The organism is Accumulibacter sp., from assembly GCF_029255145.1.
GTDB lineage: Bacteria > Pseudomonadota > Gammaproteobacteria > Burkholderiales > Rhodocyclaceae > Accumulibacter.
In genome coordinates this window covers 52,388-77,304 of sequence record NZ_JAPUVQ010000110.1, presented here as the reverse complement: position 1 = coordinate 77,304, position 24,917 = coordinate 52,388, and the positions used below count along the sequence as shown (strand labels likewise).

The 24,917-nt window shown below is 64.2% G+C and carries 19 protein-coding genes; 2 read left to right on the top strand and 17 right to left on the bottom strand.

Going from position 1 to position 24,917, the window contains the following annotated elements; all coding sequences use genetic code 11:
- Nucleotides 1-28: 28 nt before the first annotated feature.
- Both Q1L50_RS11680 and Q1L50_RS11675 read left to right on the top strand, forming a co-directional pair.
- The gene (locus Q1L50_RS11680; protein ID WP_300338886.1) at nt 29-484 is read left to right on the top strand and encodes an OsmC family protein; all 456 of its coding nucleotides are present in this window, start codon (nt 29-31) and stop codon (nt 482-484) included.
- 102 nt (nt 485-586) lie between these two features.
- Entirely contained in the window at nt 587-3,277 is a 2,691-nt protein-coding gene (locus tag Q1L50_RS11675; protein ID WP_300338885.1) for a bifunctional acetate--CoA ligase family protein/GNAT family N-acetyltransferase, read from the top strand.
- Nucleotides 3,278-3,411: 134 nt separating this feature from the next.
- Here Q1L50_RS11675 and Q1L50_RS11670 read toward each other — a convergent pair whose 3' ends face one another.
- The 17 genes from Q1L50_RS11670 to Q1L50_RS11590 all read right to left on the bottom strand — a co-directional run bounded on the left by Q1L50_RS11670 (nt 3,412) and on the right by Q1L50_RS11590 (nt 24,712).
- Entirely contained in the window at nt 3,412-3,609 is a 198-nt protein-coding gene (locus Q1L50_RS11670; RefSeq protein ID WP_300338883.1) for a DUF3460 family protein, read from the bottom strand.
- Between the two features lie 173 nt (nt 3,610-3,782).
- The gene (locus tag Q1L50_RS11665) at nt 3,783-4,016 is read right to left on the bottom strand and encodes a DUF3567 family protein (RefSeq protein WP_300338881.1); all 234 of its coding nucleotides are present in this window, start codon (nt 4,014-4,016) and stop codon (nt 3,783-3,785) included.
- A 102-nt stretch (nt 4,017-4,118) separates the two neighbouring features.
- A complete protein-coding gene (clpB, locus tag Q1L50_RS11660) occupies nt 4,119-6,698 on the bottom strand; it encodes an ATP-dependent chaperone ClpB (protein WP_300338878.1) in 2,580 nt (859 codons plus the stop codon).
- A 130-nt stretch (nt 6,699-6,828) separates the two neighbouring features.
- A complete protein-coding gene (gene moaE / locus Q1L50_RS11655; RefSeq protein ID WP_300338876.1) occupies nt 6,829-7,281 on the bottom strand; it encodes a molybdopterin synthase catalytic subunit MoaE in 453 nt (150 codons plus the stop codon).
- Between the two features lies 1 nt (nt 7,282).
- Nucleotides 7,283-7,537 carry a molybdopterin converting factor subunit 1 gene (gene moaD, locus Q1L50_RS11650; RefSeq protein WP_300338873.1) on the bottom strand — a complete coding sequence of 85 codons (255 nt, stop codon included), beginning with the start codon at nt 7,535-7,537 and terminating at the stop codon, nt 7,283-7,285.
- 8 nt (nt 7,538-7,545) lie between these two features.
- Nucleotides 7,546-8,751: a gephyrin-like molybdotransferase Glp gene (gene glp / locus Q1L50_RS11645; protein WP_300338870.1), complete on the bottom strand. Its 1,206-nt coding sequence runs from the start codon at nt 8,749-8,751 to the stop codon at nt 7,546-7,548.
- On the bottom strand, nt 8,738-9,265 hold the full coding sequence (mobB, locus tag Q1L50_RS11640) for a molybdopterin-guanine dinucleotide biosynthesis protein B (protein ID WP_300338867.1): 528 nt from the start codon (nt 9,263-9,265) through the stop codon (nt 8,738-8,740). The genes glp and mobB overlap by 14 nt, the downstream gene beginning before the upstream one ends.
- Entirely contained in the window at nt 9,262-10,596 is a 1,335-nt protein-coding gene (locus Q1L50_RS11635) for a hypothetical protein (protein WP_300338864.1), read from the bottom strand. The genes mobB and Q1L50_RS11635 overlap by 4 nt, the downstream gene beginning before the upstream one ends.
- A complete protein-coding gene (locus tag Q1L50_RS11630; protein ID WP_300338861.1) occupies nt 10,596-12,539 on the bottom strand; it encodes an ATP-dependent DNA helicase in 1,944 nt (647 codons plus the stop codon). The genes Q1L50_RS11635 and Q1L50_RS11630 overlap by 1 nt, the downstream gene beginning before the upstream one ends.
- Nucleotides 12,540-12,606: 67 nt before the next feature.
- Complete coding sequence (locus Q1L50_RS11625; RefSeq protein ID WP_300338858.1) at nt 12,607-13,473, bottom strand: serine protease; 867 nt, start codon at nt 13,471-13,473, stop codon at nt 12,607-12,609.
- A gap of 156 nt (nt 13,474-13,629) precedes the next feature.
- On the bottom strand, nt 13,630-14,556 hold the full coding sequence (locus Q1L50_RS11620) for a transglycosylase SLT domain-containing protein (RefSeq protein WP_300338856.1): 927 nt from the start codon (nt 14,554-14,556) through the stop codon (nt 13,630-13,632).
- Nucleotides 14,556-15,587: an SDR family oxidoreductase gene (locus tag Q1L50_RS11615; RefSeq protein WP_300338913.1), complete on the bottom strand. Its 1,032-nt coding sequence runs from the start codon at nt 15,585-15,587 to the stop codon at nt 14,556-14,558. The genes Q1L50_RS11620 and Q1L50_RS11615 overlap by 1 nt, the downstream gene beginning before the upstream one ends.
- 35 nt (nt 15,588-15,622) lie before the next feature.
- Nucleotides 15,623-16,903: a nucleotide sugar dehydrogenase gene (locus Q1L50_RS11610; protein ID WP_300338853.1), complete on the bottom strand. Its 1,281-nt coding sequence runs from the start codon at nt 16,901-16,903 to the stop codon at nt 15,623-15,625.
- Between the two features lie 52 nt (nt 16,904-16,955).
- The gene (gene prsT, locus Q1L50_RS11605; RefSeq protein ID WP_300338850.1) at nt 16,956-19,742 is read right to left on the bottom strand and encodes an XrtA/PEP-CTERM system TPR-repeat protein PrsT; all 2,787 of its coding nucleotides are present in this window, start codon (nt 19,740-19,742) and stop codon (nt 16,956-16,958) included.
- Between the two features lie 44 nt (nt 19,743-19,786).
- The gene (gene prsR, locus Q1L50_RS11600) at nt 19,787-21,145 is read right to left on the bottom strand and encodes a PEP-CTERM-box response regulator transcription factor (protein ID WP_300338827.1); all 1,359 of its coding nucleotides are present in this window, start codon (nt 21,143-21,145) and stop codon (nt 19,787-19,789) included.
- Nucleotides 21,142-23,256, bottom strand: a complete 2,115-nt coding sequence (prsK, locus tag Q1L50_RS11595; protein ID WP_300338825.1) for an XrtA/PEP-CTERM system histidine kinase PrsK — start codon at nt 23,254-23,256, stop codon at nt 21,142-21,144. The genes prsR and prsK overlap by 4 nt, the downstream gene beginning before the upstream one ends.
- A gap of 73 nt (nt 23,257-23,329) precedes the next feature.
- Nucleotides 23,330-24,712, bottom strand: a complete 1,383-nt coding sequence (locus tag Q1L50_RS11590; RefSeq protein ID WP_300338822.1) for a TIGR03013 family XrtA/PEP-CTERM system glycosyltransferase — start codon at nt 24,710-24,712, stop codon at nt 23,330-23,332.
- Nucleotides 24,713-24,917 lie beyond the last annotated feature (205 nt).

Sequence of the window (24,917 nt, the reverse complement as noted above, 5' to 3'; positions counted from 1 at the left end):
ATGCTGCAAGACTTCCGGAGATCAGAGCATGGCACCAGACCAACCAGGCGTCGTCGTCAGAGAGAACGGACTGGGACGCTACCAGCAGACCGTTCGCCTTGGCAAGCACACCCTGATCGCCGATGAGGCCGTGGCCACGGGCGGCGAGGACGCTGGTCCCGAACCCTTCGACTTACTGCTGGCCGGCCTCGGCGCCTGCACCTCGATCACTCTGCGGATGTACGCCGAACGCAAGGGATTCCCGCTGGCTGGCGTCAGCGTCGAACTGACCCACGACAAGATCAAAGTCGACGGGCACGGCACGCGTGATCGAATTGTCAGAAGGATCACCCTGGAAGGCGATCTGACGCCTGAACAGCGCGACCGCCTGCTGGCGATCGCCAACAAATGCCCGATGTACCGCACGCTGCAAGCCGTGACCCAGATCGACAGCACGCTCACCGACCGCTGCCCGGCAACAGCGGCCACCACGGCGGCCGCCTGAGCCATGCCGTCGATCTAGAGACTTGACGCGCCATCTGTGGTAAATTGATGCAGTGCAACAATAACCGCTACAGCACCTCTCAAACGCGAGGTGAAATTCCCCATGCTAGAACACCACTACCTCACCACCCTGTTTGAACCCAAGTCCGTCGCGGTCATCGGCGCCTCCGACCGCGAGAATTCGGTCGGAGCGGTGCTGTTCAAGAACATCCTGGAGTCCGGCTACAAAGGCCGCCTCTACCCGATTAACACCGGACACCCGACTGTACAGGGCGTGCCGGCTTACAAGTCGATCGAAGAAATCAGCGCCCGCGTCGAACTCGCGGTGGTCGTCACCAGGCCGCAGACGGTGCCGAGATTGATCGAACAGTGCGGACGCAGCGGCGTCAAGAACGCGATCGTGATCACCTCGGGTTTCGCCGAAGCCGGTCACTCGGGTGCCGCGCTCGAGCGCAAGATGATGGAGATCGCCCGGAGCTACGGAGTCCGCCTGCTTGGCCCCAACTGCCTGGGGATCATTCGCCCCAATCTCGGACTCAATGCCACGTTCGCCAGCGTACACGCACACGTTGGCAATCTCGCCCTGGTCGCGCAGTCGGGCGCCATCTGCTCGGCCGTTCTTGACTGGGCCAGCAGCAACCACATCGGCTTTTCCAGCGTGATCTCGCTGGGCGGCACCGCCGACGTCGATTTCGGTGAAATCCTAGATTACCTGATCTACGACAACCACACTCACTACATCCTGCTCTACGTCGAAGGCATCCGCGATGCCCGCCGCTTCATGAGCGCCCTGCGCTCGGCGGCGCGCATCAAGCCGATCGTCCTGCTCAAGGCCGGACGCCACGCTGGCGGACTGGCCGCGGTCGAGACCCACTCGGGGATGGCCGGTGGTTCCGATATCGTTTTCGACGCTGCCGTCCGGCGCGCCGGAGTGGTGCGCGTGAAGAACATTGGCCACCTGTTTTACGCCGCCAAGGCGCTGGCCTCGAAGTTTCGCCCGCAGGGAAAACGACTGGCGATCATCACCAACGGCGGCGGCCCCGGAGCCATGGCGGCCGACCGTGCCGGTGACCTCGACATCCCGCTGGCCGAGTTGTCCGCCAGTACCTTGCAGGCGCTCAACGCCGCCATGCCGCAGACCTGGTCGCAAAGGAATCCGGTCGACATCGAGGGCGACGCAACACCGAAGCGCTACCACGACGCGATCCTCGCCGTTGCCGGGGACGACGCGGTCGACGGCGTCCTGGTAATGCTTTCGCCACAGGCCATGACGCAGCCGATCGAAGTCGCCAAAGCGGTGATCGACGTCGACCTGCTGACCGCCAAACCGATCCTCACCTGCTGGATGGGCGAGGAGCAGGTGCGCGAGGCACGCAGCATGCTGGAAGACGCCGGCATCCCCTCGTTCCGGATGCCGGAAACGGCTATCGAACTCTACGCCCACATCTCGACCTACTACTGGAACCAGAAGCTCCTGCTGCAGACCCCGGCGCCCTTGTCGAAGCATGCCCGCCCGGAGACCGAAGGTTCCAAGATGTTGATCGAGGCGGTGTTGCACGAGCGCCGCAAGGTGCTTTCGGAAATGGAATCAAAAGCCATTCTGCGCGCGTTCCGCATTCCGGTGGCGCAGACCATGGTCGCCCACACGCCGACCGAATCGCTGTTGCTCGCCGAACAGATCGGCTTCCCGATCGCCATGAAGATCGATTCGCCCGACATCATCCACAAGAGCGAAGTGGGCGGCGTGCGGCTGAACATCACCAATGCCCCGGCCGTGCGCAACGCGTATCACGACATCATTGAGACAATCAAGAAACGGCACCCGACCGCGCGCGTAAACGGAGTCTCGATCGAACCCTACCTGGCGCGCCCACATGGCCGCGAACTGATGATCGGGGTCACGCGCGACCCGATCTTCGGTCCGATCATCACCTTTGGCGCCGGCGGCACCGAGGTTGAAGTTTTCAGCGACCGGGCCGTCGCGCTGCCGCCGCTCAACCGCTTCCTGGCGCGCGACCTGATCGCTTCGACGCGTGCATCGAAACTGCTCGGCGTCTTTCGCAACATGCCGCCGGTCAACTCCGAGGCGCTGGAGGATGTGCTGCTGCACGTTTCCCAGATGATCTGCGAGCTGCCGTCATTGCAGGAACTCGACCTGAACCCACTGATCGTCGACGAGAACGGCGCCATCGCCGCCGACGCGCGCATCGTGATCGACTATGCAGCGCCGTCTGGTGACCGCTATTCGCACATGGCGATCCACCCCTATCCGGTGCACCTGATCCAGGAATGGGAACTCCCGGACGGCCGGGTGGTAACCATTCGCCCAATTCGCCCCGAAGACGCCGAGCGCGAACAGCAGTTCGTCATCTCGCTATCCGAGGAAAGCAAGTACTACCGCTTCATGGATACCATCCGCGAACTGACGCAGGCGATGCTGGTGCGCTTCACCCAGATCGACTACGACCGCGAAATGGCGCTGGTCGCGAACATCGTCGACGCCGACGGCAAGGAAGTCCAGATCGGGGTCGCCCGCTATGTCACCAACCCGGACGGAGAATCGGTCGAGTTCGCCCTGGCGGTTGCCGACGACTGGCAGAAACACGGTGTCGGCCGCAAGTTGATGAGCGCGCTGATTGCCGCCGCCCGTGCCAAGGGCTTTCGGACCGTCGTCGGCGACGTGCTGTCGATGAACACCAAGATGTTCAGTCTGATGACCAAACTCGGGTTCACGATCCACCCGCACCCCGATGACCCGGCGGTCAAACGTGTCATCAAGCCCCTGAACAGTTAGGGCCGCGTTCGCGGCCGGAATGCGGTTGCAGGCAGCGCATCGCCGCCGCTCCCGCGAAAGAGACCAGAAACGAGAGGCAGGCGGGAAGCTGCGGCCGGCCGCCCCTCCCAGGCGAACGCCCGGTGGACTTAGCCTTACTCCTGCTCGAAATTCACGTCGTAGGGATACGAACGATGTCGTTCGGCAGCCTCGCGATACGCTTTCTGTTCGTCAAGGTCAGTCTTCCGGTCCCAGAAGATGGCCCGGCCGCGACGCTGGTCCTCACGCCACTCCGGGTTCCTGGCCAGCATTTCGCGGATGAATTTGGTGTGCTCGGATTCGTACAAGGCCATCTGGCCTACTCCCCAAAGGTATACAGGTCTACGCCGTCACCCGGCGCCAAGATCATGATTATACGCGCGCGCCATGACGGCATGCGCGCTCGGCCTGGAATGCAGCGCGGCAGAGCCGGAAAACGACGACCCACGGTGCGACGCGCCAACGCCAGGCAGCCGGCTCGAAGTCGTCAGTGCAGGATGATCGGCCGCGCTGCACCGGCGCAGTAGGAGTCGAGCAGGGCATCGATCGACTCTTCGTCACGCTCGCTGTCGGGGATATCCTCCAACGCCCGGCGCAAGTCCCTGGCCACCGAACCCTGGACAAAAAGACTGCGGCTGGCCGCCTTGTCCACCAGCTCAAAACCCTCCTGCGCCGGGTAGGCGACGATCGCGTAGTTCGCGCTGTCGTACAAAATGTTCATGATTGCTGTTCCTTTTCCGCCGCAGGAAAACGGGGCCGGACGGCGCCCGGATCATCCGTCGCACCGCATGCCGGCCGCGGTGGCCATGAGCATACCTGTAGCCTACACCTTGTCGAAGCGCATGACGCCGTTTTCACAGGCGACGCGGATCGTATCACCGGCGGCAAATCGCCCTTCGAGAATCGCCTTCGCCAGCGGGTTCTCGAGCTCCGACTGGATCGCCCGCTTCAGTGGCCGCGCACCGAATACCGGGTCGAAACCGGCGGCTGCCACTTCGGAAAGGGCGCTGTCATCGACCTCGGTCTTCATTTCCAGTTGCGCCAGTCGTTTATCGAGATAGCCGAGCTGGATCCGGGCGATCGACTTGATGTGCTTTTCGTCGAGCGCATGGAAGACGACGACCTCGTCGATGCGGTTGATGAATTCCGGCCGGAAATAGCTTTTCACTTCGCCCATCACCGCCAGCTTGATCACCTGATAATCATCGCCGGACATTTGCTGGATCATCTGCGAACCGAGGTTCGAGGTCATCACGATCACCGTATTCTTGAAATCGACGGTACGTCCGTGACCGTCGGTCATGCGGCCATCGTCGAGGACTTGCAACAGCACGTTGAAGACGTCCGGATGCGCTTTCTCAATTTCATCGAGCAAGATGACGCTGTAGGGCTTGCGCCGCACGGCTTCGGTCAAGTGGCCGCCCTCCTCGTAGCCGACATAGCCCGGCGGCGCGCCGATCAGGCGCGACACCGAATGCTTCTCCATGAATTCGCTCATGTCGATACGCACCAGGTGCTCCTCGGAGTCGAACAGGAACCCGGCCAGCGCCTTGCACAACTCAGTCTTGCCGACGCCGGTCGGCCCGAGGAAAAGAAATGAACCATAGGGCCGATTGGGATCGGCCAGGCCGGCACGCGAGCGGCGAATGGCGTCGGCGACCAGGCGCACCGCCTCGTCCTGACCGACCACCCGCTGATGCAGACGCTGCTCCATCTGCAGCAGTTTCTCGCGTTCGCCCTGCATCATCTTGGCGACCGGGATGCCGGTGGCGCGCGACACCACCTCGGCAATTTCCTCGACGCCGACCTGCGTGCGCAGCAGTCTGTTCTCCTGCCCGCCCTGGGTTGACTTTTCCGCCGCCTTCAACTGCGCTTCAAGCTGCGGCAACCTGCCGTACTGCAACTCGGCGGCCTTGTCGAGCTTGCCCTCGCGCTGCAGTCGGGTGAGTTCGACCTTGAGCTTGTCGATCTCTTCCTTGATGTGCGCGCTGCCCTGCACCTGCGCCTTTTCTGCCTTCCAGATTTCATCGAGGTCGTTGTACTCGCGCTCCAGCTTGAGCAGTTCATCCTCGATCAGGTGCATGCGCTTTTTGGACGCTTCATCCTTCTCCTTGCGTACCGCTTCACGTTCGATCTTGAGCTGGATCATGCGTCGATCGAGACGGTCCATCACCTCCGGCTTGGAGTCGATCTCCATCTTGATCCGCGCCGCCGCCTCGTCGATCAGGTCGATGGCCTTGTCCGGCAGGAAACGATCGGTGATGTAGCGCTGCGACAACTCGGCTGCGGCGATGATCGCCGGATCGGTGATCGGGACGCCGTGGTGCAGCTCGTATTTCTCGCGCAGGCCACGCAGGATGGCGATCGTCGATTCGACCGTCGGCTCATCGACCAGCACTTTCTGGAAGCGGCGTTCGAGTGCCGCGTCCTTCTCGACGTACTTGCGATACTCGTCGAGCGTCGTCGCGCCGACGCAGTGCAGTTCGCCGCGCGCCAGCGCCGGTTTCAGCATGTTGCCGGCGTCGATCGCGCCCTCGGCCTTGCCGGCACCGACCATGGTGTGCAATTCGTCGATAAAGACGATGATCCGCCCCTCTTCCTGGGCGATCTCCTTGAGCACTGCTTTCAGGCGCTCCTCGAACTCACCGCGGTACTTGGCACCCGCCAGCAGCGCGGCCATGTCGAGACTCAGCACCTTCTTGCCCTTGAGCGTTTCCGGAACCTCGTCATTGACGATCCGCTGTGCCAGCCCCTCGACGATCGCCGTCTTGCCCACCCCGGGCTCACCAATCAGTACCGGGTTGTTCTTGGTCCGCCGCTGCAGGATCTGGATCGCCCGGCGGATTTCGTCGTCGCGGCCGATCACCGGATCCAGCTTGCCTTGGCGCGCGCGGTCGGTCAGGTCGATGCAGTACTTGCCCAGGGACTGGCGCTGGCCTTCGGCTTCCTGGCTATCGACCCCCTGGCCGCCGCGCACCGCCGCCACGGCCTGTTCGAGCGCCTGCTTGACCAGCCCGTGCTGCCTGGCCAGACGGCCGCATTCGCCTTTGTCTTCGCAGAGCGCGAGCAGGAACATCTCCGAGGCCATGAACTGGTCGCCGCGCTTCTGCGCCTGCTTGTCGGCCAGATTCAGCAGATTGCCGAGATCGCGGCCGATCTGCACCTCGCCGCCGTGCCCCTCGACCTTCGGCAGGCGGCCGAGCGCCTGCGTGAGTGCCGACTTTAGCGCTGCCACGTTGACCCCGGCGCGCGCCAGCAGCGGCCCGGTGGCCCCGTCTTCCTGCTGCAACAGGGCCAGCAACAGGTGCTGCGGCTCGATCATCTGATGGTCGTGACCGACCGCCAGGCTTTGTGCATCGGCCAGCGCTTGCTGGAACTTGGTCGTCAGTTTGTCGAGACGCATGCGGCTACCCTCCGGGGAAATATATCCATGCGCCACAGATGGGGGCGGGGGGCACGAAGTCAACGCCCATTTTCGTGCGCTCCGCGGGTAGACCGCGGTGCCTCCCGCCGGCGGGGTCAGCGGTGGCGGGTCAGTCCTGCCAGCGCTCGGCCGCCTGGTCGTCTGCTTCGCGTGCGTCAACCCAGCGCGCACCGTCGCCGGTCACTTCGCGCTTCCAGAACGGCGCGCGTGTTTTCAGGTAATCCATGATGAACTGACAGGCGGCAAAAACGTCGCCGCGATGCGACCCGGCAACCGCCACCAGGACGATCTGATCGGTCGGCAACAGGCGGCCAACGCGGTGGATCACCAGCGCATCGATGATCGTCCAGCGCTCGCGGGCCTGGTCGACGATCGCCGTCAGAGCCTTCTCGGTCATCCCCGGATAGTGTTCGAGCGTCATTTCGCTGACGCCGGTGCCGTCGTTGACGTCGCGCACCAAGCCGACGAAGGACGCCAGCGCACCGATCTGCGGCTTGCCCTGGCGCAGCGCGGCGAGTTCGGCGCCAACGTCAAAATCGGCTTCCTGCACGCGGACCCGCATCTCAGCCCCCGGTCACCGGTGGAAAGAATGCCACTTCGTCACCGGCGCGCAGCGTCGTCTGCGGCCTGGCCATCTCCTGGTTGACCGCGTAGCGAAGATTCCTGACCGTCGCCAGGCCTTCCCATTCGCCGCCGCGGGCGGCCAGAAAGGCGAGCAGTCCGGCGACGTCGGTTACCCCGTCGGGCATCTCCAGCTGCTCGCTGGCGTGTCCGAGCCGCTCGCGCAAACCGGCAAAGTACAGAATTTGCACGATCATCCCATCGCTCAAGCCAGCAACTCCGAAAAAGGCACAAAACAAACCATCTCGCCACGCCGGATGGGCTGCTGCGGCGGATTGTCGATCAGCCCGTCGCCCCACACCGCCGAAGTCAGGACACCCGAACCCTGCTGCGGAAACAGGTCCACGCCGCCGTCGCCGTTGCTCCTGGCCCGCAGGAACTCGCGCCGCGCGTCGGGCCGCAACCAGTCGAAATCGGCACGCAGGAAGTAACTCGCCGGTGCCGTCCGCGATGCGCCCTGCATCTTCAGCAGAAATGGACGTACCAGCATCACGAAGGTGACGAAGCTCGACACCGGGTTGCCCGGCAGACCGATGAACGCCACTTCGCGGCCGCTCGCGGCGACGCAGCCGAACGCCAGCGGTTTGCCCGGCTTGATGGCGATTTGCCACATCTCCAGCCGGCCTTCGGCTTCCACGGCCGCCCTGACATGATCCTCCTCGCCAACCGAAACGCCGCCCGAGGTCAGAATCAGGTCGTTGTCCTGCGCTGCTTCGCGCAACGCCTGCCGGGTCGCCGTCAGATCGTCGGCGACGTGTCCGTGGTCGCGCACTTCGCAGCCCAGCTGTTCGAGCAGACCAGTCAGCAGGAACCGGTTGGCGTTGTAGATCGCCCCGGCCGGCAGCGGCTCACCGGGCATGCGCAGTTCGTCACCCGTGAACAACACCGCCACCCGCAGGCGGCGAAAGACCGGCAGCCGGGCGATTCCGACCGACGCCGCCAGCGCGCTATCCTGGGGTCGCAGGCGCTGCCCGGCGCCGAGAATCTCGCTGCCGGCGGCAATGTCGCTGCCGGCTCGCCGGATATGATCGCCCGCCTGCGGCAGGTGGTCGATCACCACCTCATCGCCGAGCATCTGACAAAGTTCCTGCATCACCACCGCGTCGGCGCCATCCGGGATCGGCGCGCCGGTGAAGATCCTGGCGGCGGTTCCCGGCTGCAGCCGGCTGCCGACGCTACCAGCCGGAATGCGCTGGGCGACCGGCAGCCTCGTCGGCAAGCTGCGGACATCGGCGACGGCAACCGCGTAACCGTCCATCGCCGAGTTGTCTAGCGGTGGCGCGTCGAGCGCAGAGGGCTGCGCCTCGGCCAGCACCCGCCCGACGGCCTCCAGGGTCGGCAGGAAACATCGTTCGGCAAGTGCCGGAGCGCCGGCCAGCAAACGTGCCAGCGCCAGTTCAAAGGACAGCATGCGTCTCTCCTCCAGCTTGCACAGTACCAAGGATAAAGCCGGCGATCGCCGCTGCATCGTTCAGGTCGAGCGCGGCAAGGTGTCCGGGGAGCGTCCCCGGCAGCGGCTGGTCGGAAGCCACGGCGACGATCTGGTGATGATCTGGCCAAAGGGGCGACTTGCCATTAGCCGGTCGAAACACCTCCAGCGTCGGGATCGCTTCGCCCTTGAAGCCCTCGATCAGCACCAGGTCGCAGGGCGCGAAACGAGCGACGTGTTCGGCCAGCGACGGCTCCTCGGCGCCGCGCAGTTCGCTCATCAGCACCCAGCGCGAACTGCTGGCCAGCAAGACCTGGCTGGCGCCCGCCTGGCGGTGCCGGAAGGAGTCCTTGCCGGGACGATCGATATCGAAATTGTGATGCGTGTGCTTAATCACCGAGACCCGCAAGCCGCGCGCGGTGAGCAACGGCAACAGCTTTTCCAGCAAGGTCGTCTTGCCCGATCCGGAGTAGCCGGCAATACCGAAGACCCTCATCTGCAGCTTCCCGACGGACTTTGACAGGCCACCGGCAGGACGGCCGCGAAGCCGCCTCCGGGGGTCCGGAAATTGGTTGTCTGGCCGCGGTAGAGGCGAGCGGAAACGAGCTGCACGGCACCCCGATAGACGTAGTTGCGGAGATCCAGCTTGAAATCCTGCACCACGCCGTCAACCCGCAGCCGCCGCTCCGACGGCTTCACCAGTGCCTGCGCGATATAGCCACCGCGCGCGATGTCGGCGAAAACGCGCCGGGTCAGCTTGTCGCCGCGGTACGCCGCCTTGCTGCCAAAACCCGCCGCCGGCTTGAAGAACCACTGCCTTCGACTGCTCCAGAAGGCATCGGCGGTGGCCGGAACGACTTCCTCGGTATGCGGAATGCTGCTCGCCAGCAACTGCCGCTGCTGTGCGCCAACGCCAATCTGCCGCAGCCACTGTTGATCGCCGAGGACGGCCAGATTGCGCTTGTCGGCGTACAGTGCGTGCATCTGCGGGTGCGGCGTCAGGACCACCGCGTCGGCCAGATACGCGTCGCGCAGCGCGGCATGCTGCGCTTCGGCGAGGGCGAAATCGGTCAGCCGGTTGTAGACCAGGTCGACCACCTGGCCGCGACACCACAGCCGCCCGTCAGCAAACGAGAGTTCAGCCGGGTCGGCGACCATCGCCGCGATACCGTTGGCCTCGAACAGCTGCCGGAACAGTTCGAACTCGGGCGCCAGGTACTGCGCGGTCGGTTGCGTATCGACGATCGCGATGCGCGCCAGCGGCCGACTCGGCGAGTCACCGCGGGCCAGACGCCACTCCTCGCGGAACATGGCCACCAAGGTGGCTTCAAGCGGACTCGGCGCCGGCAGCATCCGGGCCACCGGCGCGCAGCAGGCGCGCTGGGCACGCAACAGCCGCGAATTCAGCAGCGCCCCGCCGGCATTCGAATTGATCTCGATCAGCTGCGGGCCGTCCGGACCGAGATGGAAGTCGTAGCCGAGGAAAACGCCGGCGGCGGCCGGTGCATGCCGGGCGATCGGCGGCGCATGGGCCAGCACCCGCTGACGATAGGCGGGCATGAGTAGCACCTGCTCAAGCGCCGCAATGATCTGTTCCATGCGCCGCAGATGCGCTTCGCTGACGAAGACGACGCTGTCCGAAAAGAGGTGCGGGCGCGTCGCCAGCAGCTCGCCGTGCGAGAGCGTTCCCTGGCCTTCCTCAAGGGCCTGCTTCAACGATTGGTGATCGACCGAAACGCACGCACAGCCGCGATTGAGCCAGGCGGCCGCAGCACCGCAGTTCGCCGGCAGCAGATCGGCAAGAGGCGCGGGAAGAGGCACGTCCATCAGCCCTCCGCGGCCGTGCGCCGGGCGAAGAAAGCCAGCGCTTCGTCGAGGTCGCGGGTCCTCTTCATCGGCGGCAAGCTGCGCCAGATCCGCTTTCCGTAGGGCTTGCTGAGCAGCCGCGGGTCGCAGATCATCAGGACGCCGCGGTCGTTTTCGTCACGAATCAGGCGCCCTGCACCCTGCTTGACGTTGATCACCGTGCGCGGCAACTGGTACTCCATGAAGGCATTGCGACCCTCGCTCCTCAGGCGCTCGATGCGCGCCGCAAGCACCGGATCGTCTGGAGACGCAAAAGGCAGCTTGTCGATCACCACCAGTGACAGCGCTTCGCCACGAACGTCGACGCCTTCCCAGAAGCTCTGGCTGCCGATCAGGATGGCGTTGCCGAGTCGCCGGAAGCGCTCGAGCAGTTCGTTCTTGCTGCGCTCGCCCTGCAGCAGCAAAGGCAGATCCAGCCCGGCCGCGGCGAGTTGCTCGGCGAGCAGCTCGTGCGCGCGGCGCATCGCACGCAGCGAGGTGCACAACAGGAAGGCCCGCCCGCCACTGGCCCTGAGCAAGGGCAAGGCAGCCTTGACGACGGCCTCTACATAGGCCAGGCTGTTCGGGTCCGGCAAGTTCCTCGGCGCGTAGAGCAAAGCTTGTCGCGGGTAGTCGAAGGGGCTCTCCCAACGCGCCGTGCTGGCATCGCCGAGGCCCATTTCGGCGCAGTAGTGCGAAAAATCGTTCTGCACGGCGAGCGTCGCCGAAGTGAAGATCCAGGCCCGCGGATGACCGGTCATCTGCTTGTGCATGATCTCGCCAATCACCAGCGGCGTGGCGTTGAGCTGCAGCGAGTGTGTATGCGTTTCTCCCCAGCGGACAAAGTCGGCATTGGCACCGCTCTGCCAGCTACGCAAGCGCTCCAGCAATTCACCGGCACGCCGCCAACAGCTCTCCAGTCCTTCGGAACGCTGCGCCTGCGATTCGAGCAATGCGGCCAGCGCAGCAAGTTCGCTGACCACCGCGGCGACCGCGCTCTCGAAGCCCGCACGCCCTTCGAGTTGTAACAGCGCGAAACGCGCGGGATCGACCGGCAGCGTCAGTCGCAGGTCGCGCAGCGCTTTCTCGAGCACGCCGCACAGGCCGGGAAGGTCCAGGCAGTCGCGCGCCGCCGCCAGGCCGGCGATCTGCGTATCGCGGACCAGTTCGACGAGCTGCGCGGTCGACACGCTTTCGCCGAAGAACACGCTGGCGACTTCCGGCAACTGATGGGCTTCGTCGAAGATCACCGTGTTGCAGGCCGGCAGCAACTCAGCCGTACCCTCGTCGCGCAGCATCACGTCGGCGAAAAACAGGTGGTGGTTGACCACCACCAGATCGGCAGCCAGCGCCTCGCGACGGGCCGCAAGAATGAAACACTCCTTGTGCTTCGGGCAGTCCTGGCCAAGACAGTTGTCGCGCGTCGAGGTGACCAGAGCCCAGACCGGCGCGTTCTCCGGCACATCGGCGCACTCGGCCTTGTCGCCGCTGCTGGTGCGTTTGGCAAAGCGCGCGATGCGCTGCGCGTACGCCGCATCGTCGCGTGACAGGAAACGGCCGTCAGCCAGCGCCCGCTCGAGGTGGTAGTGGCACAGGTAGTTGGCGCGGCCCTTGAGCAGCGCCACCTTGACCGGCGCCTTGAGCGCCTTGCGGACGGTCGGAATGTCGCGCGAGAAGAGCTGATCCTGGAGGTTCCTGGTGCCGGTCGAGACGATCACCTTGCCACCGGAAAGCAGCGCCGGCACCAGATAGGCATAGGTCTTCCCGGTCCCGGTCCCCGCTTCGGCGACCAGCACCCGATTGTCGGCCATCGCCGCAGCGATCAGTTCGGCAAGTTCGAGCTGCTGAGTCCGCAGGCGATAGCCGGAAATGCTGGCGGCCAGCGGGCCTGCGGCAGAAAAGACTTCGGCAAGCAAGGCGTTCATGCGCGGTTCGTCGGAAGCAGCGCGCATGCTAACAGATGCGGCCACGGTCGGTGCGGCGGCCGGTCGACTATTGGTTCGCTTCCCGCATCAACTCGCGCAGGAACTGTACCGGAATGGCGAAGCTGATTCCCGAGGGCTTGCTCAGAATGGCTTCCTTGGTTTCCTTGACGAATACCATGTTGATGATTCCGACCACCTCGCCGCGGCCGACTTCGTACAGCGGACCACCGCTGTTGCCAGGGTACGCCGTCGCGTCGAGCTGGTAGATGTCGAAGCTGCCGCTGCGCAAGCGCTGAATCACCCTGGGATCAAGCTGCCGCGCGTTTGCCCCGGGCAGGACAATCGGCGTCACCGCCGAGATGATGCCGCGGTGCGTCACCGGCGACAGGCCCAACACGGCGCCGATCGGGAAGCCGGTAAACGCGACCGACTGCCCCTCGCGCACCTGCCCCGGGTGATGCAGGGCAAGCGCCGGCAAGGCCGGCCCATCGACCTGCAGCAGCGCCAGGTCATGCGTCTTGTCGACCGCGACCGATCTGGCCGCGCGTTGCTGCGGGCTTGAACCCGGCAGAAGCGCCAGAATCACCAGCACTTCGCCCGCCGTATCGTTGGTCTTGTCCGGAAGCACGTGAAGATTGGTCGCCACATGACGGCCGTCGCCGACCACGAAGCCGGTTCCACGCATCATGAACTGCGGGCTGCGCGTCCGCTGATAGGTACCGACGACCACCACCGAAGGCTTCACCTGCTCGATCACCTCGGGCAAATCAGCAACCGCGGGCCTGACGAAAACCAGCAGGACGAGCAGCGCGGCAGCCCGCCACAAGCCCGGCGCGCTCGCCATCGGCGCCGCCGGCCGCACCTTCCGGGAGTCGTCACGACGACTTCCCGGCGCTTCGGTCGACGCGGGCGAGATCAAATGCCACAGTTCCATGTTGTTCCTTCGAAGGTCATCCAAGGCCTGCGAAATGCGTGCGGAGGCGCGGGAAAGCGGCACCGCCGGGGCGGCTTTCTTGCGGCGCCCCGGAACTGGCCGGCGCGGCCAAGAGCACCACCCGCTGGCCGCCGACCCTGTCGCAGCTTGCCCGCCCTAGCTGCCTTTGGTCAAGCGAATCCTCGGCAGTTCGGGGGAAGGCGTGGTCACGCTGGCGTCGTACGGATGGTCGTCACGCTTGAAAAGACTCATGATCCGCTTCACGTAGCCGCGCGTCTCGGCGTAGGGTGGCACGCCACGGTAACGATTGACCGCGCCTTCGCCGGCGTTGTAGGCCGCCGCGACCAGGCTGACGTCGCCCTCGAAATAGGCCAGCAGCCAGCGCAAATAAGCGAGCCCGCCACGCAGGTTCTGCTCCGGATCAAAGGGCTTGGTGACGTTGAAGCGCGCCGAGGTATCCGGAATGAGCTGCATCAGCCCCTGCGCGTTCTTGTTCGACAGGGCCTGCGGATTGAAGTTGGATTCCGCCCGGATGACCGCCAGCGCCAGGCGTGGGCTGACGCCATATTGGGGCGCCAACTGATTGACCAGGCCAAAGACCACCTTCTGCGCTTCGCTGCCGGCCACCAGCACATCGCGGCCATCGTCGGCCAGCACCGGCGGGCGCATGCACTCGGGCACCTCCGGCCCCGGTTCGCCGACGAAGCGTTGCATCTTCTGCGATTGCGGGTGCCCCTGTTTGGCGGCCAGGCTGAAAAAGTAAGCTGCCCGCGAGTCATCACGGTCGACGCCGCGACCATTGGCGTACATCCAGCCCAGATTGAACTGTGCCTCGGCGTCGCCCAGACGGGCGCCATCGCAGTACAGGCTGGCCGCCCGAAGCGGATCCCTGGGCACGCCTTCGCCATGCTCGTAGCTCAGCGCCTCCTTGCGAATCGCGAGGCGACGCTCGTTGTCCCGGTCACCGGAGCCGTCGACGGCGGCATGCGCGGCGAGCGACGAACTGCCGAGACTCAGCAATCCGCAAAAAACCAGCGCCCCACGGCGGAGCCGCAGCGGACAACGCAAACAGGCGGCTTTCATCAGCTGACCTCGTCGGCAACGGCAAAACGTGACAGGTACCAGGGCATCGCCGCCCGAACGCCCTCTTCGAGCCGGTGGCTCGGCCGATAGCCGAGCAAACGCCTGGCCTTGCCGATGTCCGCCTGCGAATGACGCACATCGCCGACGCGGAATTCCCCGTGCACCGCTCGCACATCGCCCACTTCGGGGCGAAATTCCGCCAAGGCGTCGCGCAGGATCTCGAAAAGGCGATTGAGCGCCGTGCGGCCATCGACGGCGACGTTATAGACCTGGTTGACGGCCGCCGGTTCGTCGCTGGTTGCCGCCAGGAGGTTGGCCTGCACGGCATTGTCAATGTAGCAGAAATCACGGCTGCTCTCGCCGTCGCCGTTGATCGTCACCTCCTCGCCAAGCAGCATCGCCCGCGTCCAGCGCGGAATCACCGCCGCGTAGGCGCCATCCGGATCCTGTCGCGGACCGAAGACGTTGAAGTAACGCAGACCGATTGACGGGAATTCGTAACAGCGCGCAAAAACATCGGCGTAGAGTTCGTTGACCAGCTTGCTCACGGCGTAGGGTGATAGCGGCCGACCGATGCGCTCTTCGACCTTGGGCAGCGCCTGATGATCGCCGTAGGTCGAACTCGATGCGGCATAGACGAAGCGCCTGACACCGGCGTCCCGGGCTGCCACCAGCATGTTGAGAAAGCCATCGACGTTGGTGCTGTTGGTCGCCACGGGGTTAGCCAGCGAGCGCGGCACCGAACCCAGCGCCGCCTGATGCAAAACGAAATCGATCTCGCGGCACGCTTCGCGGCAGGCATCGAGGTCCCGGATATCGGCCTCGACGAAGCGATGACGCAACCACTGCCCGGGGGTCACCAGTGACTGCACTTCGTCGACGTTGCGACGATGACCGGTCGCGAAGTTGTCCAGACCGACCACGGTCTGGCCGTGGCCGAGCAGCGTCTGCACCAGATGCGAGCCAATGAATCCGGCACTACCGGTCACCAGCCAGCGTGCCGGCTGCGCCCGCAGGCGTTCGCCGAGCACCGCGCCGGCGCTCGGCGAATCGCTATCCGGGGAACTCAGAGCCGCCACAGGGTGACACCTTGCGCCGTCAGCTCGGCGGCGTTGAACATGCTCTTGACGTCGGCCAGGACGCCGCCCCGCTGCAGCTTGCCGAGGTAATCGGCCAGCGGCCGCTGCTTGAATTCACGATGCGCCACCGCCGCAACAATGGCCGCCGCCGGCGGCAACTGCTCCCACGTGACCAGTTCGACCCCGTACTCGTGCCGTGCTTCAGCGGCATCGGCGACCGGCTCGTGGACCAGCACCTGCGCCCCGTACGACTCCAGCTCGCGGATCACGTCGATGACGTGCGAGTTACGCAGGTCGGGGCAGTCTTCCTTGAAGGTCAGACCGAGGACGATGATCGGCGCACCCTTGACCTGCCAGCCATTGCGAATCATGTGCTTGACGGTCTGCTCGGCAATGAATTTGCCCATCCCGTCGTTGATCCGTCGTCCGGCGTTGATCACCTGCGGGTGATATCCCAGCATCTCGGCCTTGTGGGTCAGGTAATAGGGGTCTACCCCGATACAGTGGCCACCGACCAGCCCAGGCCGGAAAGGAAGGAAGTTCCATTTGCTGCCGGCCGCCTCCAGCACCTCGACGGTGTCGATGCCGATGCGATCGAAGATGATCGCCAACTCGTTCATCAGGGCGATATTCAGATCGCGCTGGGTGTTCTCGATGACCTTGGCGGCCTCGGCGACCTTGATGCTCGACGCCGGATAAACGCCAGCGGTGATCACCTCCTCATAGACCTGGCGGACCCGCGCGAGTGTCTCCGGGGTATCGCCGGATATCACCTTGACGATCTTGGTCAGCGTCCGCTCCTTGTCGCCGGGGTTGATCCGCTCGGGCGAATAGCCGACAAAGAAGTCCTTCTTCCACTTCATGCCGGAATGCTTCTCGATGATCGGAATACAGACCTCTTCGGTGGCGCCCGGGTAGACCGTCGACTCGAAAACGACCGTCGCGCCGCGCTTGAGGTTCCGGCCGACGGCTTCCGAGGAACCGATCAGGGGACCGAAATCCGGCTGATGCGCCTGGTCGACGGGCGTCGGCACGGCGACAATCAGGAAATCGGCCTCCGCCAACGCCGCCGGATCGGTACCGACCTCAAGGTGAACGGCGGCCTGGAGGTCGGCGCTGCTGACCTCGCCGGTGGGATCGACATACTGCCGATAATGCGCAACCTTGCTCGCCGACAGGTCGAAACCGATGGTCCGGCGCCGCTTGCCAAACTCGACCGCCAGTGGCAAGCCAACGTATCCCAGACCCACTACCGCAACAATAGTCATGAACTCTTCATCCTCTCCATACAAATCAAATCACCGTCAATCGCAACCGCGTCTACAGCGCCTTGAGCAGTTCCGCGACTTCGGCCTGTGCCGGGAACTGGTCGCCGAGCTTCACGAGTTGATCCAACTCCTTCCTGGCCTCGGCCTTCTGGCCGGCCTTGATCAGCGCCTTGGCGTAATTGAAGCGAATCTGCGTGGCCTGCGGAGCAAGTTCGAGAGCCTTCTTGAGTAGCTCCAGCCCGCGCGCGCTATCGCCCTTATCGACCAGCAGCACGCCGAGGGTATCCATCAGCGCCGGTTGATTCGGCGCCAGTTTGTTCGCCTTCTCGGCGTATTCGATGGCCTTCGGATCCTTGAGCTGTCCGGCCACCCACGCCAGATTGTTAAGTACGGCCGGGTCGTTCGGCTGCGCCTCGAGCAAGGCGCGATAGCGCTTGGCAGCGCCGGCATAGTCCTTGCGCGCGGTCGCCACTTCGGCCAGATACAGGCGGAAACGCGCATCCTTGGGATGATCCTTCTGCCAGGTCTCACCGAACCTTTCGGCGTCGGCCGGGCTGCCACTGCCGAGCAACGCGCCATACAGCTTGATCGCCAGTTCGCCGCTCCCGGGATCCGCCTTCAGGCCGGCGCGGTACGCCGCCACGGCCTCAGGCCAGGACTTCTTCGCAAGATAGGTATCACCCTCGAAGAGGTAACCGACCGCTTCTTTCGGTCTCTGCTTCTGCACCGCGCGCGCCATCGCCAGCGCCTCGTCGAGCCGACCGGCGTCGAGTTCGAGCATGATTATCCCGCGTTGCGCCTCGAGCGAATCCGGCTTGACCTTCAGCGCCTTGTGCAGACTCTGCAGCGCGCCTGGCTTGTTCTTCGCCGCCACTTCGATCTCGGCCATGCGCAGGAATGGCAGCGGACTGTCGGGCTGCAGCGCGGCGAGCTTGCCGTAGGTCGCCAGCGCCTGGTTGAAGTCGCCGGCAGCCTGCTGAGCACGCCCCGAACCATCGAGGATCTCCGGCCGATCCGGCAGCGCGGCGACGGCTTCCTGCGCCGCCGCAAGCGCGCTCTTGACGTCCTTCTTGCCAAGATAGAGGCCGATCAGAGCCAGGCGCGGAGCCGACGCGGCAGGGTCGGCTGCCACCGCCTGTTTGATCAGGCCGGCCACTTCTTCGGTCGTGCCGCCGGCCTTGGCACTCAGCTGGGCCATCGCCAGCAGGGCCTGCGCGTTCTTGGGATCTTTGGCCAGCAAGGCCTCGAAACGCTTCTTCGCTTCCCCGGGCTTTTTCTCGTAAATGTCCAGATTGGCCAGATTGGCCGTCGCCGGGTAGTACACCGGGTTCAAGGAGAGCGCTTTTTCAAAGCTCTTCCGTGCCCCGGCGATGTCTTTCTTGCCGAGCAGCGCGGTCCCGCGCAGGTTAAACGTCAACGGGTTGTCGGGCTGTTTCTTCTCCAGCTCGGCGATCGCCTTCAGCGCCTTGTCGAACTCGCGACGCTGCAGGTGCGCGGCGATCAGAGCCAGATCCGCGCGGTTACCGGGGTCGGCTGCCGCCACCTGCTCAAGGTCGCGGAGCGCCACGTCGGTATCGCCGGTAGCCAGATTGACCAGGGCCAGCGAGGTCTTCTTGCCGATATTCTGCGGATCAAGGGCGGCAGCCCGCGCAAAGTACTTGCCACCTCTCTCGACATCGCCATTCTGCAGAAAGACCTGGCCGGCGAGCGCCAGCATGTTCGAATCCTTGTCGATCTTGTCGAGCACCGGCTCCAGGATGTTCAGCGCCTTGCCCGGCTGCGCGTTGCGCAGGTAGCTGGCGATCAGCACACGGCGAGCCATGCCGAGCGGTGGTGTCTTCGGCAACGCCTTGAGCAGGTAGGCTTCCGCCTGCGGGAAGGCCTTCAATTCGTACTCGATGAGCCCGGCTAACTGCAGCCCGAGGGGACTTTCCGGGGCAACCTTGAGCACTTGGAGGATGGCTTCCTTGGCCGCCGCATAGTCCTTCTGCTGATAGGCAAGCGTTGCCCGCAGGTAATTGGTCTGTGGATTGTTGGGCGCGATCTTCTGCATCGCGGCCAGTTCCCTGGCGGCCTCGTCGTTCTTGCCCTCGGCCAACAGGAGCTTGACCATGGCGGCGTAAGCGGGCAGATAGTCGGCCTTGATTTCCAGCGCCTTGCGATAGGCCTGCATGGCCGCCGCCGCGTCACCCTGTGCCGACAACAGCTCGCCCTTGAGCTGCCAGGCGTCATTTAGCCCTGGCGATTTCGCAAGGGCCGCGTCGACCAGCGCCAGCGCACCCGGCAAATCGCCCCGGCTCGCCCTTGCCGCCGCCTGGCCGATCAGCGCCGGCGGGTAACCGTCCTGCGCCGCCAGGGCCGCCGTATACGCGGCATCGGCCAGGTCGGCCTTGCCCTGTGCCAGATAGGCTTGCGCCACGGTCGTCTTGAGATCGGCGACCGCCGCCGGTGTCGACAGGTCAGACTTGGCCAATTCGTCCGTCACCTTCTTCGCCTGCCCGAGCGCCAGCATGGTGCGGGCCAACAGCGGGGTTACCTGGTCGGCCGGGTAGTTCAAGCTCTGGGCCTTGCGCAATTCAACTTCGGCGCCAGTCGGATCGCCGGCGTCGAGCAACGCCTCGCCGAGCAGAAAGCGCGCCTCTGCCAGATCGGGCTTCTGCTGCAAGGCGTTCTTCAACTGGATGGTCGCCGCCTTGTGGTCATGCTTCGCCAGATACTCCTTGGCCGATGCCAGCATCGCTTCCGGTTTGTCTCCGCCACAGCCAACCAGCAGCAGCGCGGCGAGCAAACCTGAGACCGTCGCTTTACGCAGCATGTGTATCGAGGTACGAGTGTTCATGATGATCCCCACAGAGTGGCAAAGATTGTCCGTCAAGAAAAAGGCTACTTCAGTCCGAAACGATGCATCAGATCGTACAGGGTCGGGCGGCTGACGCCAATCAACTCGGCGGCCCTGACAACGTTCCCGTCGGCGCGCGCCAAAGCGGTGATGATCACCCGCCTTTCAGCGTCGTCACGAGCGTGTCGCAGGTCCAGCAGCATCGCGTCCTGCGCTCCGCCACCAGCCAGACCAATGTCATCGGCGGTGAGCTGATTGCCGTCGGCCATGATCACCGCCCGTTTGATGCAATTCTCGAGTTCGCGAACGTTGCCCGGCCAGTTGTGCGCCTCAATCGCCCGCAGGGCATCTTCGCGAATGGTCATCGCGCCGCGATTCTGTTCTGCCGCGAAACGCCTGACGAAGGCGTGTGCCAGCAGCGTGGCATCGCCTGAGCGAGCACGCAATGGCGGAATATTGACCACAATCTCCGCCAGTCGATAGTACAAATCCTCACGGAAGCGCCCATCAGCGATCAGCGATTTCAGGTCCTGATGCGTCGCGCAGACGATCCGCACGTTGACCGGTATCTCGTTGCGTCCGCCGATCCGCTCGATCACGCGTTCCTGCAGAAAGCGCAGCAGCTTGGCTTGCAGGGCGTGCGGGAGGTCGCCGATCTCGTCGAGCATCAAAGTGCCGCCGTTCGCGGTTTCGATCTTCCCCAGCGTGGTCCGGGCAGCGCCCGTGAAAGCGCCCTTCTCGTACCCGAAAAGCTCGCTTTCCAGCAGATTGTCGGGGATCGCCGCACAGTTGATGGCCACGAATCGCTCTCGGCGCCGCGGCGACGACTCGTGCACCGCACGCGCCAGGACTTCCTTGCCGGTACCGCTCTCACCGAGCAGCAGTACCGTCGCATCGCTGACCGCAACTTTTTCGATCGTGCGACAGACGCGCAGCAAGTCCGGGTCACGCGTCAGCAAACCAGACAGGACATCGGGCTGCTGCATCGACTGCAGCCGCCGGTTCTCCTGTTGCAGCTCATAGAGACGATAGGCACGCTGGATTGTCAAGCCGAGCATCTCGATCTCGAAGGGCTTGGCGAAGAAGTCGTAAGCACCCAGCGAAACAGCGCGCAAGGCGTTGGCCCGGTCGTTCTGCCCGGTAAGGACGATGACCTTGGTGTCGGGCGCCAGCGTCAGAATCTCTTCCAGCAGCTTGAAACCTTCCGAGACAGAATCGGCATCGGGCGGCAAACCGAGATCCATCGTCACCACCGGCGGCAGGTGGCGACGGACCTGTGCCAGCGCGCCCTCGCGATCCTCCGCAGTCAACGCTTCGTACTGGTCAAAAGCCCAGCGGATCTGTTTCTGCAGCGCCCGATCGTCCTCGACGATCAGCAGGTGGGGCAACTTCTCGGAACTCATTCCTGCTCCTTCGGAGCGCCAGCGGCGTCGATGCCCGAACCCGCGTCAAACAGTGGCAACAGCAGTTTCACCTGCGTCCCGGCATCGACGGCGCTGTCGACCGACAGCGTGCCCCCCAACTCATTGACATACTGGAAACTCTCGTAGGCGCCGATCCCCATCCCCGTCGGCTTGGTCGTCTGAAAGGGCTTGAACAGCCGCTCGCGGACGAATTCGGGACTCATTCCATGGCCGGTGTCGCCGACCTCGACCAAGGCGTTGGTCCCCTGCCGGGCGATCCGCAGCCACACCCGCCCGCCCTCTTCCGTCGCCTCCAGGGCGTTCTGCACCAGGTGGCCGATCACCCGTTCGATCCGGTCTTCGTGCCCACGGGCAACAAGTCGCTCCTCGATCGTCAATTCCACGTCCCTTCCCTGCCCGGACTTGGCGGTCTGGATGCGTCGGGCCGCATCAGTCAGATCGATCCCGCGCGGGCCGTCGAGCGGGGTGGCGCCTTCGCGCAGTTGCAGCATCAACTGTCGCATCCGCTCGACGGAGTTCTCTACGGTCATCAGCATGTCCTTCTGGAACTCCGGGTTGTCGCGGTGGCGCTCGGCGTTCTTGAGCATCAGCGACAACTGCGCGACGATGTTCTTCAGGTCATGGACGACAAACGCCGACATCCGGTTGAACGAGTCGAACTTGCGGACTTCGAGCAACGCTTCGCTGCCCTGCATCTGCCCGAGAAAGGCGCCTGCCTGACGGCCAGCGGTCTTCAGGAGGTCATTTACCTCCCAATTCACGTCGATCCTGGCGCGCGCCGTGGCCAGCACCACAAAAGCGATCAACTCGTTGCCGGTGGTCAACGGCACGACCAGCCAGGCGTTCGGCACCTCGACCAGCCAGGAAGGCAGCGTCAGTCCGTCGTAGCGCCGCGGCAGCGAACGATACTCCTCGAGGTTGATCACCCAGCCGCTATCGACCAGGAACTTGCACAAGGGGCTCCCCTGATCCTCGGTGGCCACCGACACCGGCATGTTCCAGCACGCCGCCTGGGCAAAGAAACGACCCGAGGGATCCTTCAGCCACAGCGCACCACCCGGGCTCTCGACCATGTCGGCGAGGCCGCGCACAGCATGACGCCCCATACCCGAGAACCCATCCTGCGAGGAAAGCGTCTGCGTGAAGCGCAGCCACTCTTCGCGATAGTCGTAGCGGTAGCTGAAGAAGTGCTTGCCGACCTGGACCCGCAGCCGTGCCCGCATCGAACCCGAGAAGGTCAGAGCCACCAGCACCAGCATCGCGGCAAAGAGCAGCGCCAGTTGCAGAGCACGCCCCCATTCGCCGCCAAACAGGCGCACGTAATAGCCCGCCGAAGCCATGAACAGGAGGTAGATACCAACGATCACCAGCGTCGCGGACTGCACGGCGGCGCGCTGCGACATCACCAGCCGGCGCTTCCAGTCATGGCTTCGGATCGCCGACAAGGCAACCAGCGGCAGGCCAACCGCATGCGCAAAACCGCGGATGCTGAAGGCGTCCACGTCAACCCGGTTGAACAACAGCGCATCGGAGTACAGATACAGGTCGAACAGAAATGTCCCGCCCAGGCCGAGGCACAGGGGCTTGATGCTCCAGCGAAAATCAGGTGACACCTTGCGAAACAACTGCTCGATCAGCACCAGGCCGAAGACGCTCATGGCCAGCGACGCGAACAGGGCCACGCGTTGCGATGGCAGCACCATGTAGGCAATCACCAGATCGATCCCCGAGACCACCAGGAGCTGCGACCCGAAGCCGACGATGAACAGCAGCACCGCGACCGCGCCCAACCAACCGCAGCGGCCCGGAGAACGTTGGCCCTCGGGCGCCTCCGGCTTCATCAGAACGAGCAGGAACAGATACCAGCCGCCGAAGCGCAGCGCATCTGCCAACAGGCCGCCAGCAAAGAAGATCGCCTGGCCGGTGATCGCGAAGGTCATTCCGAGCAAGCCCCACAGCGCACACAGGCTAACCGCCAGGAACATCGCGCGGCTGCGACCGCCAGCGCGCCAGCCGGACGCCAGGTAGAGCGCCAGCAAGGCCGCCAGGATGCCAGCCAAGCCGTAACTCCAGGTGGAGATGATTGCCATCTTGCTGTCCATCACCGGCAGCGCTCCTCCCGAATCGACACCGGCGAACACGCCGCGCCCAGCAGCAGAAGCTTCATTGGGCGCCTTTTCCGGTCAAGACGACGCCGACCGTCTGAAAGAGAATCACGATATCCAGGAACAGGCTGTGGTTCTTGACATAGAACAAGTCATATTGGAGCTTCTGGATCGAATCGTCGACCGTCGAACCGTAGTGGTAACTGACCTGCGCCCAGCCGGTCACCCCCGGCTTGACGCTGTGGCGCACGGCATAGAACGGGACGTCGCGGGTCAGCTGGTCGACGAAAAACGGACGCTCGGGACGCGGCCCAACCAGACTCATATCGCCGGTGAGCACACTATACAACTGCGGCAACTCGTCGATGCGCAGCTTGCGGATGAACCTCCCGACCCGCGTCACGCGACTGTCGTTGGCCGTCGCCCAGCGCGGTTGGCCATCGCTTTCTGCATCGTTACGCATGCTGCGAAACTTGATGACATTGAACAAGCGGCCATCGAGGCCAACCCGCTCCTGCCGGTAGAAGACAGGAAAGCCATCCTCGATAACGATCAGAATCGCCGTCAGCAGCATCACCGGCATGGCCAGCAGCAGCAAGAAAGCCGCGACGACGATATCGAACAGGCGCTTGATGCTGGTTCGCCGCCAGCTCTGCCGAAACCCCTCGCCGAAAATCAGCCAGCTGACACGCAGCGAATCGATCCGGATCTGCCCGAGCGCACGTTCGAAGTAGCTGGCCAGATCGAGGACCTTGACGCCCGAAAGCTTGCAGTCCAGGAGTTCACGCAGGGGCAGCGCACCACCGCGGCGTTCGCGAACGGCGACGATGATTTCATCCACCTTCAGGGAATGCGCGGTGTCCGACAGCGACATCTCGCGCGGCAGCAGGACCTGTGCCGGAACGATAATCTCCAGGTCGGTAGGGCTGGGATAGAAACCGACGATCTGGATTTCCGGATCGGACTTGCGCAGCACGCGGCCGACGTTCTCCGCCTCCTCGCCGGCACCAAAAACCAGTACCCGGTGACTGAGCAGCAAACCCGTGCGGCTGTGCGCCGAATGAACCCGGTGAACCAGCGTCGCAAACAGCGCCGCCAATCCGGAAAGGAGCAGGTAACCTCGATCGACCTCGGCTACCGACAGCAGCGCAAAAACGGCATAGGCCAGCGGAATTGCCAGGTAGAGGGACAACACCGCCCGCGCCCTGGTCTCTGTCCGGGTACGGCTGTGGACCCGTTGATAGATGCCCAGCCAGGCGCTGAAGACGATCGTCGCAAGCGCAAAGATCACCGCATAGAAAGCCACTTTCTCAAGGGCGAGCTGACCTCCGCGCCCAATCCAGATGGCGGCAAGGATCACACAGAGCACCGGGAACATCAGGTCGATCACCACCCGGGCTATGGTCGTCCGATAAAACCAATGATTGAACACCTTGATCACGATAGACCCCTTGCAAGTGCGAACCTGAAAACCTGTCGTTGATGACCGGCCTGCGGAAACCTGGATTGAGACCAGGACAACTCGGCGAACGTCACGAAACGAAGGCTATCAGTGCAGAGAAATGAAGACCGTGACCTAATGCACAGGGAGCGGGCAATACGCCTTGTGGCAAACCGCCAGGCGCCCCTCCGGGACAACGAAACCA